Consider the following 12801-nt stretch of genomic DNA (forward strand, 5'->3'; position numbering starts at 1 on the left):
TCAATGGGATTTGAACCGCACGCGTTCGGGCGGCTGCTTGAAGGTGCCGAGCCGCGTCCAGAACGGCATGCCGAGGAAGAACGCGAAATACACGAGCGCGCACACCTGGGCGATCAGCGTCGCGGCGGGCGAAGGCGGTCGCGTGCCGAGGAACGCGAGCGTCAAAAACACGGCGACGAAGATCCCGAAAAACACCTTGTGAAAGAACGGCCGGTAGCGGATCGACTTCACCGGGCTGCGATCGAGCCACGGCAGGAAGAACAGCGTGACGACGGCCCCGCCCATCACCACGACGCCCCAGAACTTCGATTCGGTGAAGTACATGAAGACGACGAGCGCCGCGGCGAGCACGGGCAGCGCGATCTTCCACTTGCCGCGCGCGCGCACGAGCGCGAGAAGGCCGAGCGCGGCGATCACGATCATCAGCACGATCTTGAACGGGTCGGTCGTTGCGCGCAGCATCGCGTAGAACGCGGTGAAATACCAGACGGGCGCGATCTCGGGCGGCGTCTGCAGCGGATTCGCCGGGATGAAGTTGTTCGCCTCGAGGAAGTAGCCGCCCATCTCCGGCATGAAGAACACGATCAGCGCGAACACCATTAGGAACACGCAAACGCCGAAGAAATCGTGCACGGAGTAGTACGGATGGAACGGAATGCCGTCGAGCGGCACGCCCTTCTCGTCCTTCTTCTCCTTGATCTCGATGCCGTCCGGGTTGTTCGACCCCACTTCGTGCAGCGCGATCAGGTGCGCGACGACGAGCAGCAGCAGCACGAGCGGAATCGCGATCACGTGGAACGCGAAGAAGCGGTTCAGCGTGACGTCGGACACGACGTAGTCGCCGCGAATCCACAGCGACAGGTCCGGACCGACGAACGGAATCGCCGAGAAAAGGTTCACGATCACCTGCGCGCCCCAGAACGACATCTGGCCCCACGGCAGCAGGTAGCCGAAGAACGCCTCGGCCATCAGGCACAGGAAGATCGCGCAGCCGAAGATCCACACGAGTTCGCGCGGCTTGCGGTACGAGCCGTACAGCAGGCCGCGGAACATGTGCAGGTAGACGACGACGAAGAACATCGACGCGCCCGTCGAGTGCATGTAGCGGATGAGCCAGCCCCACGGCACCTCGCGCATGATGTACTCGACCGACGCGAACGCAAGCGTCGAATCGGGCTTGTAGTTCATCGTCAGGAAAATGCCGGTGACGATCTGGTTGACGAGCACGAGCAGCGCGAGCGACCCGAAGAAATACCAGACGTTGAAGTTCTTCGGCGCGTAATACTCGGAAAGATGCTGCTTCCAGGTGGAAGTAAGAGGAAAGCGCCGGTCGACCCAGCCGAGCAAGCCTGTTGTGGAGATCTCTTTGTTGTCGGTCGCCATTTACGCTTCTCCTTTCTCGTCCTTGCCGATCACGAGCGTCGTGGCCGACGTGAACATATAAGGCGGGACGTCCAGATTCTGCGGGGCCGGCTTGTTCTTGAAGACCCGTCCGGCGAGGTCGTAGGTCGAGCCGTGGCACGGGCACAGGAAGCCCCCCGGCCAATCGTCGGGCAGGTTCGGCTGCGGCCCCGGCGTGAAGCGCGAGGTCGGCGTGCAGCCGAGGTGCGTGCACACGGCCATCACGACGAGGATGTTCTTGTGGTCGGCTCTCGACCGGTACTCGTTCGCGCAGTACGACGGCAACGGCATCGAGTACGGCGATTTCGACTGCGGATCGGCGACTTCCTTGTCCGCCTTGACGACGTCGGCGAGCATGTCGTCGGTGCGGTACAGCACCCACACCGGCTTGCCGCGCCAGGGAATCGTGAGCATCTCGCCCGGCTTGAGCGCGCTGATGTCGACTTCGACGGGCGCGCCGGCCGCCTTAGCCTTGGTGGACGGCGCCATCGACGCCGCAAAAGGTATCACGGTTGCGACGCCACCGACGCCGCCCGCAACCGATGTCGCAATCAGCCATGTCCGGCGGCCGCTGTCGACGTGTTCGTCTTCTTTGTCTCGCATCACACGCCCCAATTCTGAGTTGGATATCCGTCACGACATTTCACACCGCCGCTAGTTTGCTCGAATGGAGTCGGCATTTACAAGACCCGGACGTTAAATACCTCCCGAAGCTATTATTAATCAAGGGTTTCCCCGAGCTATCGAAATACCCGTTTCGATAATGCGCGAAATGTGCACCGCAACGCGTTTTGTTTTGGATGCGGTGCGGCAATTTGCGCAATTAAACCGGGTTATGAATATCGATGAAAATATGCTCGAGATCAAAACGCTCCGATAAATGCTGGCCGAGCGCCTGAATGCCGAAACGCTCGGTCGCATGGTGCCCCGCCGCAACGAACGCGACGCCGCTCTCGGCCGCCGCGTGCGTCACGTGCTCGGACGCCTCCCCCGTCAGGAACACGTCGGCGCCCGCGTCGATCGCCGCGTCGAAGAAGCTCTGCGCGCCGCCCGTGCACCACGCGACGCGGCGCAGTTGCTGGTCGGAGTCGCCGAGCACGAGCGGCGCGCGGCCGAGCGTGTTCTCGACCTTCGCGGTGAAGTGCTCGAGCGAGACGGGCATCGGCAGCGTCGCGAGCCAGCCGAGGTCCTGGTCGCCGAAATGCGCGTCGCCAATGAGGCCAAGGCGCTCGCCGAGCTGCGCGTTGTTGCCGAATTCGGGATGCGCGTCGAGCGGCAGATGGAACGCGAACAGGTTCAGGTCGTTCGCGAGCAGGCGCTTCAGGCGCTGGTACTTGCGGCCCGTGATCTGCGGCGCCTCGTTGCGCCAGAAGTAGCCGTGATGGACGAGCACCGCGTCCGCGCCCCATTCGAGGGCGCGATCGAGAAATGCGAGCGAAGCCGTCACGCCGGTGGCGATTTTTTCAATCTTGCGACGGCCCTCCACCTGGAGGCCGTTCGGGCTGTAGTCCTTGAACCGCCCGATTTCGAGGGTATTGTTCAAGTACAATTCAAGTTCGATCCGATCCATATAAACCTCTAGTATCTTCAAATGCTTAGACGCTTCTGGCTGTTCTTCGCCCAAGCGGTGACGGTGCTGCTCGCACTGATGTTCATCGTGGCGACGCTCAAGCCGCAGTGGCTCCAACGGCAGGGCCAGCTCGGCAAACAGCTCGCTGCGCCGATCGTCGCGCTGCGGGAAGTCGCGCCCGGCGTCGGCGGCGCGCCCGCTCAATCCTCGTACGCGGATGCCGCGCAAAAGGCAATGCCCGCGGTCGTCAACGTATTCTCCAGCAAGGACGGCTCGCTGCCGCCCGATCCGCGCGCGAAGGACCCGCTCTTTCGCTATTTCTTCGGCGACCGCAACGCGCGCCGGCAGCAGGAGGAGCCCGCGGCCAATCTGGGGTCGGGCGTCATCGTAAGCTCGGAGGGTTACATTCTAACGAACCAGCACGTCGTCGACGGCGCGGACCAGATCGAAGTCGCGCTCGCCGACGGCCGCACGGCCACCGCGAAGGTGATCGGCAGCGATCCGGAAACCGACCTCGCGGTGCTCAAGATCAACATGACGAATCTGCCGACGATCACGCTCGGCCGCTCGGACCAGGCGCGGGTCGGCGACGTCGTGCTCGCGATCGGCAACCCGTTCGGCGTCGGCCAGACGGTCACGATGGGGATCATCAGCGCGCTCGGGCGCAACCACCTCGGCATCAACACGTTCGAGAACTTCATCCAGACCGACGCGCCGATCAATCCGGGCAACTCGGGCGGCGCGCTCGTCGACGTGAACGGCAACCTGCTCGGCATCAACACGGCGATCTACTCGCGCTCGGGCGGCTCGCTCGGCATCGGCTTCGCGATCCCCGTATCGACCGCGCGCAACGTGCTCGAAAGCATCATCACGACGGGCGCCGTCACGCGCGGATGGATCGGCGTCGAGCCGCAGGACGTGACGCCGGAAATCGCCGAGTCGTTCAGCCTCGCGCAAAAATCGGGCGCGATCGTCGCGGGCGTGTTGCAGGGCGGCCCGGCCGACAAGGCGGGAATCAAGCCGGGCGACATTCTCGTGTCGATCGACGACGAGGAAATCACCGATACGACGAAGCTGCTGAACGTCGTCGCGCAGATCAAGCCCGGCACGCCGGCGAAGGTTCATGTCGTGCGCAAGGGCAAGGAGTTCGATGTGACGGTCGTGATCGGCAAGCGGCCGCCGCCACCGAAACAGGCGCTCGACGATCAGAACAGCGACGAGGAGTAAGCGCGGCGGCGGGCTCCGCAGGGGCGGCCGCGCGGAGCCCGCGCTGTGCGCACCGCCCCGGCGCGGCCGCATGGTTATTCCGGCTGGGCCGCGCAGCGTTTCCGGCGACGCGCGCCAACAAACAAAAAGGCAACCCCGAGGGTTGCCTTTTTTCGTTTCGAGCCGCCGATCGCGCCGGCCGCCTTGTAGCGGCTACGTAGCCGCTGTAACGGTAGGCCAACGCGATGCGGCTCTGCCTCGAGCCGGAATGGCGGCGCGGTTGCCGCCGGCGCTTCGAATCGCGCCCCGCACATCCCTTCAGCACGCAAGATGCGCGCGACCGCGCCCCAGGCCCAGCCGCTCCCGTGGACACAACCGGCTGGGCCGCCCCACCCCGACCGCGTCACGGCCTCCGTCAATTCGCCGCGGCCTCGCTCTCGTCCTCTTCCTTCGCGGGCGGCTTCACGAACAGCCGCGCCGCGATGATCCCGGCCTCGTACAGCAGCACGAGCGGCAGCGCGAGCATCAACTGCGAGAACACGTCGGGCGGCGTCACGACGGCCGCGACGACGAACGCGCCGACGATCACGTACGGCCGAATCTCCTTGAGCTTCTTCACCGTCAGCACGCCCATCCGGACGAGCAGCACGACGACGATCGGCACCTCGAACGTGACCCCGAACGCGACGAACATCCCGAGCACGAAGCTCAGATAATTGTCGATATCGGTCGACATCTCGGCACCGAGCGGCGCGTTGTAGTGCGCCATCACGCGGAAAATCGTCGGAAACACGAGGAAGTACGCGAACGCCATCCCGCAGAGAAACAGCACGTAGCTGCTGCCGACAAGCGGCGCGACGAGCTTCTTTTCGTGCTGATAGAGCCCCGGCGCGACGAACGCCCAGATTTGGTACAGCACGACCGGCAGCGCGATCACGAGCGCAACGAGCATCGTCACCTTCATCGGCACGAAGAACGAGCCCGTGACGTCGGTCACGATCATCTTGCCGCCTTTCGGCAGGTTCTCCATCAGCGGTCGCGCGAGCAGCCGGAAGATGTCCGGTGCCCAGTAGACGAGCCCGAGGAACACGACGATCACGGCCGTGCCTGCCCGAATGATCCGGTCGCGCAACTCGACGAGATGGGAGATGAAGGTTTCTTCCGGACCTTCGTCCGGATTGTGCTGGGGGTCGCTCACACCGGCCCTCGGTTGAAATGACTAGCGCGAATCATCGATCAGAAGAAACGCGCGGGACGGCGCAGGCTTGACGGCTGATGCCGCGCGACGCGTGCGGCGCCCGACTGAACCTGCGTGCGGCGCATCGTCGCCCGCTTGTACCAGACGGGCGTCGCCGTCTTCTTCACGCGCCAGTTGCGGCGCTTCGCCGGCGCGGCGGCCACGGTGCGCCACGACGGCTCGTCGGACGTCGCGCCCAAGCCGCCCGACGCATCGGCGGCCGCCGGATCGCCCGACGACACCGCCGAATTCCACGCGGCGTTCAGATCGCGCTCGTGCTCGCGCAGGTTGTCGTGGATCGTGTTCTCGACGTTGCGCGCGGCCTGCTCGAAATCGCTCTTCATCGTGCGCAACGCATCGAGTTCGATCTCGCGCGAGACTTCCGCCTTCACGTCGTTGATGTAGCGCTGCGCGCGCCCGAACAGCGCGCCCGCCGTGCGCGCGACGCGCGGCAACCGCTCGGGGCCGAGCACGACGAGCGCGACGACGCCGATCAGCGCCATCTTCGAAAGACCGAGATCGAGCATCGAGACGCCCCGTCAGTGTCCGCGCGTCACGCCTTGTTCGAATCCGACGAACGCGTCGCATCCTTCGCGTCGACGTTCACCGAGCCCGAGCGCGGCAGTTGCTGCGGGTCCGCGGGGGCCTCGCCTTCGCGCATGCCGTCCTTGAAGCCCTTGACCGCGCTGCCCAGATCGTTGCCGATGTTGCGCAGCTTCTTCGTGCCGAACACCAGCGCGACGATCAGCAACACGATCAGCCAGTGCCAAATACTCAATCCGCCCATGATGAAACTCTCCTAAACCTCGCCGGTCTCGCGGCGCAAATCGCCGGCCCCGTGCCGGCTTCGTTCGGATGGCGGGCCACCCGCCATCTCACCCCATCCGGCGCCACGGACGCGGCCCGGCCAGAATATGCGCGTGCAGGTGGTAGACCTCCTGCCCGCCGCCCGGCCCGGTGTTGATCACCGTCCGGAACCCGGTTTCGCCGCCCGTATACGCGCAGCCCAACTGCTCGGCGAGCCGCGCGACGAGAACCATCATTCTACCAAGCAGCGGCGCGTCGTCCGTGGTGACGGCGGACAGCGTCGGCAAATGCTTGCGCGGTATCACGAGCACGTGCGTGTCGGCCGCGGGCCGGATGTCCCGGAAGGCGACGAACTCGGCGTCCTCGTGCACTTTCGTGCTCGGAATCTCGCCTGCCGCGATCTTGCAGAACAGGCAGTTCGGGTCGTGACTCATCATGTTCCCCGACGCACGCTCCGCGGCGTCAGAACCATGCCAGCGGATCGAGCGTCTTGTTGTCGTTCAGGTACAGCCAGCCTTTGATAATACGGTACAGCGTCCAGATCCACACCGCGCCCAGCACGATGAAGCCGATCCCGACGAACAGCAGTGCGAAGCCGATCAGATACGCGATCAGCGCGCGCCAGAACGTGCGGATCTGCCATTCGAAATGCGCCTGATAAGCGGTGCCCACCGCGTCGTCGCGCTTCACGTAGTTGATGATGATCGCGACGATGCCCGTGATGCCGCCCGTCAGCCAGTGAATCGCGTACAGCAGGTAGAGGATGTGCGTCAGCGTGCGCAATGACTGCTGACGCTCGCTCTCGGTCGCGCTCTGGTACGACGGTGGAAATTGGTTCGGCGACTCCGGCATGATGCTATTCCCCTTTGATGACAAAACTTGCGCGGCGTGTGGCCGCATCGGCTCACCCGCCGTTTTCCTCGCGCTCGCGGCGCTTGCGCAGCGCCTTTTCCTCGATGCCCGACATCCCTTCGCGGCGCTCGAGCTCGGCGATCACGTCGGCGGGGCTCAGGTCGAAATGCGACAGCGCGACGAGGCAATGGAACCACAGGTCCGCGACCTCGCCGACGAGCGCGGACGGCGCGCCGCCCTGGCGCACGTCCTTCGCGGCGAGCACGACTTCCGTCGCTTCCTCGCCGATCTTCTTCAGAACCGCGTCGTCGCCCTTGTGAAAGAGGCGCGACACGTACGATTGCTCAGGATCGCCGCCCTTGCGGCTGTCGATCACGGCCGCCAAGCGCAGCAGCGTGTCTTCGATCGTCGGTTGCGTCATTTGTAGATATGTTCGGGATCTTTGAGCACCGGATCGACCGCGACCCATTCGCCGTCGTCGACGGTGCCCTCGAATTTCTGGAAAAAGCACGAGCGCCGGCCCGTGTGGCACGCGATGCCTTCGACCTGCTCGACCTTCAGCAGCACGACGTCCTCGTCGCAATCGAGGCGCACTTCGTGCACGTGCTGCACATGGCCCGACTCCTCGCCCTTGAACCACAGACGCTGCCGCGAGCGCGAGTAGTACACCGCGCGCTTGAGCTCGATCGTCCTCGCCAGCGCATCGCGGTTCATCCAGGCGAACATCAGCACGTCGTTCGTCGCCGCGTCCTGCGCGATCACCGGCACGAGGCCGTTCGCATCCCAGCGGACCTTGTCGAGCCAGCCGCCCGGCTTCGCTGCTTCGTTCATCACAACCTCACTGCAATGCCGCGCTCGGCCATGTAGCGCTTCGCCTCGCCGACCGTGTGCTCGCCGTAGTGGAAAATGCTCGCGGCGAGCACGGCGTCGGCGTGGCCCTCGGTGATGCCCGCCGCGAGATGCTCGAGCGAGCCGACCCCGCCCGACGCGATCACGGGCACGGGCACCGCGTCCGATACCGCGCGCGTGAGCGCGAGATCGAAGCCCGCCTTCGTGCCGTCGCGGTCCATGCTCGTCAGCAGGATCTCGCCCGCACCGAATTCGGCCATCTTGCGCGCCCATTCGACCGCGTCGAGGCCCGTGCCCTTGCGGCCGCCGTGCGTGAAGACCTCCCAGCGCGGCGGCTCGCCTTCGGCCGACACGCGCTTCGCGTCGATCGCGACGACGATGCACTGCGAGCCGTATTTGTCGGCCGCGTCGCGCACGAGCTGCGGATTGGCGACTGCCGACGAGTTCATGCTGACCTTGTCCGCGCCGGCGTTCAGCAGGCGCCGCACGTCTTCGACCGCGCGCACGCCGCCGCCCACCGTGAGCGGGATGAACACCTGCGACGCGACCGCCTCGATGATCGGCAGGATCAGGTCGCGGCCGTCCGACGTCGCGGTGATGTCGAGGAACGTGAGTTCGTCGGCGCCCTGGTCGTCGTAGCGCCGCGCGATCTCGACGGGGTCTCCCGCGTCGCGCAGCTCGACGAAATTGACACCCTTGACGACGCGCCCGGCGGTCACGTCGAGACAGGGGATGATGCGTTTAGCTAGAGCCATGATGTTGCGCGGCATGCCGCGGGTAATGCCGGCCGCGCGAGGCGGACGGCTTGGCGAAAAGGCGTCGTGCCGAGACGGTGCGTCAGGCGTCGTCGAGTTCGCCGTTCAGTTCGTCCGCACGCTTTTGCGCGGCGGCGAAATCGAGGTCGCCCGAGTAGATCGCCCGGCCGCAGATCACGCCTTCGATACCCTCGTCTTCCACTTCGCAGAGCTTCTCGATATCGACGATGTTCGACAGGCCGCCGCTCGCGATCACCGGAATGCCGACCGCCTGTGCGAGCTTCACCGTCGCCTCGATGTTGATGCCCTGCAGCATCCCGTCGCGGCCGATGTCGGTGTAGACGATCGATTCGACGCCGTAGTCCTCGAACTTCTGCGCGAGATCGATCACTTCATGGCCCGTGAGCTTGCTCCAGCCGTCGGTGGCGACCTTGCCGTCCTTCGCGTCGAGGCCGACGATGATGTTGCCCGCGAACGCGCTGCACGCGTCGCGCAGGAAGCCCGGGTCCTTCACCGCCGCGGTGCCGATGATCACGTACGACAGGCCCGCGTCGAGGTACTTCTCGATCGTCTCGAGGCTGCGGATGCCGCCGCCGAGCTGCACGGGGATTTCGTCGCCGACCTCGCCGAGGATCGCCTCGATCGCCTCGAGATTCTTCGGCTTGCCGGCGAACGCGCCGTTCAGGTCGACGAGATGCAGACGCCGCGCCCCGAGATCGACCCATTTACGGGCCATCGCCGCAGGATCCTCGGAAAAAATCGTCGCCTGGTCCATATCGCCTTGTTTGAGGCGCACACACTGACCGTCTTTAAGATCGATGGCCGGAATCAGCAGCATAGCAATCGGGTGTTGTCAGGGAAAAATGAAGAGATCGAAAAGGCGCGCGCCAACCCATCCGGCGCGATGCCGTCCCGCTAGTTTAGTACAACTCTTTCTGCGTATCCGCTCGCGAAGCCCGTGCGGCGGGCCTTTTGCGCGCGCCGGGTGTGGCTCTCGCGCCACGTTCAGGGGTTCCAGTGGACAAAATTCCGGTAAAGCCGCAGCCCCACTTCGGCGCTCTTTTCCGGGTGAAATTGGGTCGCGAAGAGATTGTCGCGCGCGACCGCGGACGTGAACACGTCGCCGTACCGGGTCTCGCCCGCGGTGTGCGCCGGGTTGTCCGGCACCACGTAATAGCTGTGCACGAAATAGAAGTACGCGTCGTCCGGCACGCCGTCCCACAGCGGATGCGCCTGCGTCTGGTGCACGCGGTTCCAGCCCATTTGCGGCACCTTGAAGCGCGAGCCGTCGTCCTGCAGCCGGCCTTCGAGCGCGAAGCGCACGACCTTGCCCGGCAGCAGGCCGAGCCCTTTCGTGCCGCCTTCCGCGCTCCAGTCGAACAGCATCTGCTCGCCGACGCACACGCCGAGGAGCGGCTTCGTGCGCGACGCCTCGACCACCGCCTCCTGCAGGCCGGACTCGCCCAGGCAGCGCATGCAGTCGGGCATCGCGCCCTGGCCGGGCAGCACCACGCGGTCCGCCGCGCGGATCGCCTCGGGCCGGTCGACGATCTTCACGTCGGCCGCGGGTTCCGCCTTCATGAGCGCCTGCGCGACCGAGCGCAGGTTGCCCATTCCATAATCCACAATCGCAATCGAAGTTTTCATGTCAGTGCAGGCAACAATGCCTTCAGTCCGTCGACGATGAATTCCACCGCCAGCGCCGACAGCATCAATCCCATCAGACGCGTGACGATGTTGATGCCGGTGCGGCCGATCCAGTGCGCGATCGGCTCGGCGAGCCGCATCGCGAAGAAACAGATGAGCGCGAGCGCCGCGCCGATCGCGACGAGCCCGAGCCGGTCGTACCAGTGCCGGGCGTTCGCCGCGTAGACGATCACCGTGCTGATCGAGCCCGGCCCCGTCAGGAGCGGAATCGCGAGCGGCACGACGGCGATGCTGTTCTTCGACTCCGCCTCGTCGCGCTCCTCGGGCGTCGACCGGGTGTTGCCGATCTGCGCGTTCAGCATCGAGATCGCCATCAGCAGCATGATGATCCCGCCGCCGACTTCGAGCGAGCCCACCGAGATCCCGAAGAAATCGATGATCTGCTGGCCGAGCAGCGTCGTCACCGCGATCACGCAGAACACCGAAACGGCCGCGATGCGGATCGTGTGCCGCCGCTCGGCTTCCGTCTGCTGGGCGGTCAGGCTCAGGAAAAACGGCACCGCGCCGAGCGGATTGATCAGCGCGAGCAGGGAAATGAACGATTTGAGCAGATCCATCGCAAGCCGGCGCAGCCGCCGCGGCCAATGGTGTTGTGTTCGCTCCGGCCGGGAATCAGAGGCTGCCCTTCGTCGACGGAATCTGCCCCGCCGCACGCTCGTCGAGCTCCACCGCCATCCGCAGCGCGCGGCCGAACGCCTTGAACACCGTCTCGAGCTGATGGTGCGCATTGACACCGCGCAGGTTGTCGATATGCAGCGTCACGCCCGCGTGATTGACGAAGCCGCGGAAGAACTCGATCGACAGGTCGACGTCGAACGTGCCGATCCGCGCGCGCGTGAACGGCACGTGGAATTCCAGGCCCGGACGCCCGGAGAAGTCGATCACGACGCGCGACAGCGCCTCGTCGAGCGGCACGTACGAATGGCCGTACCGGCGAATGCCCTTCTTGTCGCCGACCGCCTTCGCAACGGCCTGGCCGAGCGTGATGCCGACGTCCTCGACCGTATGGTGATCGTCGATGTGCGTATCCCCATGCGCTTCGATATCGAGATCGACGAGACCATGGCGCGCGATCTGATCGAGCATATGGTCGAGGAACGGGACGCCGGTGGCGAGCTTCTGCCGGCCGGTGCCGTCGAGGTCGATCTTCACACGGATCTGCGTTTCGCTGGTGTTGCGAACGACTTCCGCCACGCGCATGGTGATTCCTTGAGTTGACTGAGGTAATGGGGACGAGAAAGGCGGCGCCCCGGGGTGGCCCGTCAGGGCAGCGCCAGTTTCAGTGCCGCCAGCAGGCGCGCGTTTTCTTCGGGAGACCCAACCGTTACGCGCACGCAATTGGCGAGCAATGGATGCATTTTACTCACGTTTTTGATCAATACCCGCTCGGTCAGGAGCACGTCGAACACGGCGGCCGCGTCCGGCACCCGCACGAGCAGGAAATTGCCCGCGCTCGGGTACACGGTCGCGCCCGGCAGCGCGCCGATCGCGTGCGCGAGCGCCGTGCGCGCGTCGCGCAGTTGCGCGGCCTGCGCGTCGAGCACGTCGACGCGCTCGAGCAGGAATTCGGCCGCCGCCTGCGTCAGCACGTTCACGTTATATGGCGGGCGCACCTTGTCGAACTGCGTGAGCCACGCGGGCAGCCCGACCAGATAGCCGAGGCGGATGCCCGCGAGGCCGAGCTTCGACACCGTGCGCATCACGACGACGTTGTCGAATTCCGCCGCGCGCGGCAGCCAGCTTCGCTGCGCGAACGGCTGGTACGCCTCGTCGATCACGACGAGGCTCGTGTTCGCCGCCGCGACGATCCGCTCGATGTCCTCGTCCGGGTACAGCGTGCCCGTCGGGTTGTTCGGATACGCGAGATAGACGAGCGCCGGCCGATGCTCGGCGATCGCCGCGAGCATCGCGTCGACGTCGAGCGTCAGGTCCGCACGAAGCGGCACGCCGACGAACTCGAGCTGCGCGAATTTCGCCGACAGTTCGTACATCACGAAGCCCGGCACCGGCGCGAGCACCTTCGCGCCCGGCTTCGCGCACGCCATCGCGAGGATGCTGATGATCTCGTCCGAGCCGTTGCCGAGCAGCACGTCGCACGCGGCGGGCACGCCCATCACGGCGCGCAGCCGGTCGATCAGCGCGGCGGGACGCGGCGCCGGATAGCGGTTCAGCGCAACGTGCGCGAGCCGCTCGCCAAGCTCCGCCGCGAGCGGCGCCGGTAGCGAATAAGGGTTCTCCATCGCGTCGAGCTTCACGAAGCCCGTCGCGTCCGGCACCGGGTAGCTCGTCATCGCGAGCACGTCGCGGCGGATGATGTCTTCTGGCGTAGTCATGATGGCAACGGCGCGCGGGCGCCGGCATGGCCCCGGCCGAAGCGTCTCGCGCGGCGCATCGGTCGCGCCGCGCGAGACGCCTCG

Annotated in this window: 17 protein-coding genes; 1 reads left to right on the forward strand and 16 read right to left on the reverse strand. The window is 65.5% G+C overall.

Going from position 1 to position 12801, the window contains the following annotated elements; genetic code table 11:
• The 3 genes from BTH_RS27360 to BTH_RS27370 all read right to left on the reverse strand — a co-directional run bounded on the left by BTH_RS27360 (position 1) and on the right by BTH_RS27370 (position 2971).
• Entirely contained in the window at positions 1 to 1383 is a 1383-nt protein-coding gene (locus BTH_RS27360) for a cytochrome b (protein WP_009888565.1), read from the reverse strand.
• On the reverse strand, positions 1384 to 2004 hold the full coding sequence (gene petA, locus BTH_RS27365) for a ubiquinol-cytochrome c reductase iron-sulfur subunit (protein ID WP_009888563.1): 621 nt from the start codon (positions 2002 to 2004) through the stop codon (positions 1384 to 1386).
• 220 nt (positions 2005 to 2224) lie between these two features.
• A complete protein-coding gene (locus BTH_RS27370; protein WP_009888562.1) occupies positions 2225 to 2971 on the reverse strand; it encodes a Nif3-like dinuclear metal center hexameric protein in 747 nt (248 codons plus the stop codon).
• A 21-nt stretch (positions 2972 to 2992) separates the two neighbouring features.
• On the opposite strand from BTH_RS27370, the gene BTH_RS27375 reads away from it, so the two are divergent.
• The gene (locus tag BTH_RS27375) at positions 2993 to 4198 is read left to right on the forward strand and encodes a S1C family serine protease (RefSeq protein ID WP_009888560.1); all 1206 of its coding nucleotides are present in this window, start codon (positions 2993 to 2995) and stop codon (positions 4196 to 4198) included.
• A 394-nt stretch (positions 4199 to 4592) separates the two neighbouring features.
• Here the strand turns inward: BTH_RS27375 and tatC are convergent, their stop codons facing one another.
• The 13 genes from tatC to hisC all read right to left on the reverse strand — a co-directional run bounded on the left by tatC (position 4593) and on the right by hisC (position 12717).
• Entirely contained in the window at positions 4593 to 5375 is a 783-nt protein-coding gene (gene tatC, locus BTH_RS27380) for a twin-arginine translocase subunit TatC (protein WP_009888550.1), read from the reverse strand.
• A gap of 38 nt (positions 5376 to 5413) precedes the next feature.
• On the reverse strand, positions 5414 to 5941 hold the full coding sequence (gene tatB, locus BTH_RS27385) for a Sec-independent protein translocase protein TatB (RefSeq protein ID WP_009909978.1): 528 nt from the start codon (positions 5939 to 5941) through the stop codon (positions 5414 to 5416).
• 26 nt (positions 5942 to 5967) lie between these two features.
• Complete coding sequence (tatA, locus tag BTH_RS27390) at positions 5968 to 6201, reverse strand: Sec-independent protein translocase subunit TatA (RefSeq protein WP_009888545.1); 234 nt, start codon at positions 6199 to 6201, stop codon at positions 5968 to 5970.
• Positions 6202 to 6289: 88 nt separating this feature from the next.
• On the reverse strand, positions 6290 to 6655 hold the full coding sequence (locus tag BTH_RS27395) for a histidine triad nucleotide-binding protein (protein ID WP_009888543.1): 366 nt from the start codon (positions 6653 to 6655) through the stop codon (positions 6290 to 6292).
• A gap of 28 nt (positions 6656 to 6683) precedes the next feature.
• The gene (locus BTH_RS27400; RefSeq protein WP_009888541.1) at positions 6684 to 7073 is read right to left on the reverse strand and encodes a DUF4870 family protein; all 390 of its coding nucleotides are present in this window, start codon (positions 7071 to 7073) and stop codon (positions 6684 to 6686) included.
• 52 nt (positions 7074 to 7125) lie between these two features.
• Positions 7126 to 7494, reverse strand: a complete 369-nt coding sequence (locus BTH_RS27405) for a phosphoribosyl-ATP diphosphatase (RefSeq protein WP_009888539.1) — start codon at positions 7492 to 7494, stop codon at positions 7126 to 7128.
• Positions 7491 to 7904, reverse strand: a complete 414-nt coding sequence (gene hisI, locus BTH_RS27410; protein ID WP_009888538.1) for a phosphoribosyl-AMP cyclohydrolase — start codon at positions 7902 to 7904, stop codon at positions 7491 to 7493. Before hisI ends, BTH_RS27405 begins: the two co-directional genes overlap by 4 nt.
• A complete protein-coding gene (gene hisF, locus BTH_RS27415) occupies positions 7904 to 8677 on the reverse strand; it encodes an imidazole glycerol phosphate synthase subunit HisF (RefSeq protein ID WP_009888537.1) in 774 nt (257 codons plus the stop codon). Before hisF ends, hisI begins: the two co-directional genes overlap by 1 nt.
• Before the next feature lie 82 nt (positions 8678 to 8759).
• Positions 8760 to 9515 carry a 1-(5-phosphoribosyl)-5-[(5-phosphoribosylamino)methylideneamino]imidazole-4-carboxamide isomerase gene (hisA, locus tag BTH_RS27420; protein WP_009888536.1) on the reverse strand — a complete coding sequence of 252 codons (756 nt, stop codon included), beginning with the start codon at positions 9513 to 9515 and terminating at the stop codon, positions 8760 to 8762.
• A gap of 167 nt (positions 9516 to 9682) precedes the next feature.
• Positions 9683 to 10324 (reverse strand): imidazole glycerol phosphate synthase subunit HisH, encoded by a 642-nt coding sequence (gene hisH, locus BTH_RS27425; protein ID WP_009888535.1) that lies wholly within the window; start codon positions 10322 to 10324, stop codon positions 9683 to 9685.
• Positions 10321 to 10941, reverse strand: coding sequence for a YchE family NAAT transporter (locus BTH_RS27430; protein WP_004199909.1), 621 nt, complete (start codon positions 10939 to 10941; stop codon positions 10321 to 10323). The genes hisH and BTH_RS27430 overlap by 4 nt, the downstream gene beginning before the upstream one ends.
• 55 nt (positions 10942 to 10996) lie before the next feature.
• Complete coding sequence (gene hisB / locus BTH_RS27435) at positions 10997 to 11584, reverse strand: imidazoleglycerol-phosphate dehydratase HisB (RefSeq protein WP_009888530.1); 588 nt, start codon at positions 11582 to 11584, stop codon at positions 10997 to 10999.
• Between the two features lie 62 nt (positions 11585 to 11646).
• The gene (hisC, locus tag BTH_RS27440) at positions 11647 to 12717 is read right to left on the reverse strand and encodes a histidinol-phosphate transaminase (RefSeq protein ID WP_009909979.1); all 1071 of its coding nucleotides are present in this window, start codon (positions 12715 to 12717) and stop codon (positions 11647 to 11649) included.
• Positions 12718 to 12801 lie beyond the last annotated feature (84 nt).

This window comes from Burkholderia thailandensis E264 (genome assembly GCF_000012365.1).
Taxonomy (GTDB): Bacteria; Pseudomonadota; Gammaproteobacteria; order Burkholderiales; family Burkholderiaceae; genus Burkholderia; species Burkholderia thailandensis.

Coding starts and splice junctions, on each gene's coding strand:
- BTH_RS27360 (WP_009888565.1), bottom strand. CDS start 1,383: ATGGCGACCGACAACAAAGAGATCTCCACAACAGGCTTGCTCGGCTGG.
- petA (WP_009888563.1), bottom strand. CDS start 2,004: ATGCGAGACAAAGAAGACGAACACGTCGACAGCGGCCGCCGGACATGG.
- BTH_RS27370 (WP_009888562.1), bottom strand. CDS start 2,971: ATGGATCGGATCGAACTTGAATTGTACTTGAACAATACCCTCGAAATC.
- BTH_RS27375 (WP_009888560.1), top strand. CDS start 2,993: ATGCTTAGACGCTTCTGGCTGTTCTTCGCCCAAGCGGTGACGGTGCTG.
- tatB (WP_009909978.1), bottom strand. CDS start 5,941: ATGCTCGATCTCGGTCTTTCGAAGATGGCGCTGATCGGCGTCGTCGCG.
- tatA (WP_009888545.1), bottom strand. CDS start 6,201: ATGGGCGGATTGAGTATTTGGCACTGGCTGATCGTGTTGCTGATCGTC.
- BTH_RS27395 (WP_009888543.1), bottom strand. CDS start 6,655: ATGAGTCACGACCCGAACTGCCTGTTCTGCAAGATCGCGGCAGGCGAG.
- BTH_RS27400 (WP_009888541.1), bottom strand. CDS start 7,073: ATGCCGGAGTCGCCGAACCAATTTCCACCGTCGTACCAGAGCGCGACC.
- BTH_RS27405 (WP_009888539.1), bottom strand. CDS start 7,494: ATGACGCAACCGACGATCGAAGACACGCTGCTGCGCTTGGCGGCCGTG.
- hisI (WP_009888538.1), bottom strand. CDS start 7,904: ATGAACGAAGCAGCGAAGCCGGGCGGCTGGCTCGACAAGGTCCGCTGG.
- hisF (WP_009888537.1), bottom strand. CDS start 8,677: ATGGCTCTAGCTAAACGCATCATCCCCTGTCTCGACGTGACCGCCGGG.
- hisA (WP_009888536.1), bottom strand. CDS start 9,515: ATGCTGCTGATTCCGGCCATCGATCTTAAAGACGGTCAGTGTGTGCGC.
- hisH (WP_009888535.1), bottom strand. CDS start 10,324: ATGAAAACTTCGATTGCGATTGTGGATTATGGAATGGGCAACCTGCGC.
- BTH_RS27430 (WP_004199909.1), bottom strand. CDS start 10,941: ATGGATCTGCTCAAATCGTTCATTTCCCTGCTCGCGCTGATCAATCCG.
- hisB (WP_009888530.1), bottom strand. CDS start 11,584: ATGCGCGTGGCGGAAGTCGTTCGCAACACCAGCGAAACGCAGATCCGT.
- hisC (WP_009909979.1), bottom strand. CDS start 12,717: ATGACTACGCCAGAAGACATCATCCGCCGCGACGTGCTCGCGATGACG.